This window comes from Ruminococcus sp. B05 (assembly GCF_003628495.1).
Classification (GTDB): domain Bacteria; phylum Bacillota; class Clostridia; order Lachnospirales; family Lachnospiraceae; genus Schaedlerella; species Schaedlerella hominis.
This window is the reverse complement of sequence record NZ_RBZR01000068.1, coordinates 1-920: the sequence shown is the minus strand read 5'-3', so window position 1 is coordinate 920 and position 920 is coordinate 1. Positions and strand designations below refer to the sequence as shown.

Annotated in this window: 1 protein-coding gene; it reads right to left on the bottom strand. The window is 41.6% G+C overall.

All coding sequences use genetic code 11. The annotated features are described in order from the left end of the window. Positions 1–920 (bottom strand): type II CAAX endopeptidase family protein (locus tag D8Q48_RS17015; RefSeq protein ID WP_147422761.1); only part of this gene is annotated, 920 nt, incomplete at both ends.

The window sequence follows — 920 nt, the reverse complement described above, 5'->3', positions numbered from 1 at the left end:
ACAGGAATATCTCCCCAGTGGATTTGCTGATTCTGAAGTACATCCGCAGAGTACGTTCCTGAAAAAACTACCACCATATTATTATTCAGAAAATGAATAATTATCGGAACCCAGATATTCTGGGTTTTCATATAAGTATATGCCATAAAAATCCCCAGTGAAATACAGGTAACAAACTGGCTTGCCAGAGCCGCCAGCCCCATATCCGGCGTAGTGTAATAGAAGAAGTCTATTGGCAGATGCCATACAGCCCACACACAGCCCAAAAGGATTACGCCGCCTTTTAGTCCAAATTTTTTCTGAAGAAGAGGCTGAAGATAATATCTCCATCCGTATTCTTCTCCAAAGAATGCCACTACTGACAGGAAAAAGTTTACCAAAACAGTAAAAAATATGATCCAGGTAGTAGGATTTGCCATTATTTTGCCAAATTCAGAAAGCTGGCCGCTCAGAGCACAGGCAATCACAAATCTGAGAAGATATAATCCAATAAACAACAGGATCATACGAATAGATATATTCCAGTGTTCGCTGTTCAGTCCATAGGCTCTGCGCTTTTCTTTACCGGATTGCAGAAGAAGAATCCAGAAAATAACGCTGCCACCTATTATAACGTACTCCATGATCGGTGCCCACTGAGAATATGGCATGCTCATCAGATCTCTATTTTTGGGAGCCAGAACAGAAGCCGCCGTGCAGACAACCAGCACCGCCGTGAGAGCTACAAAGAATATGTAAAAAGCCGTTGGAAGATTTTTATCTCCTTTTTTGGTAATTAAATAAGCCATCATCACACCTGCTGCTGGATACAGCATCTGCGCCTGTGGAAAAGCGCTGAGATTAAGACCTTTTCTATAGCCATACCACATCAGAAGTCCCATTACATATGTGATTCCGTATGCTATAATCACATAGATCAA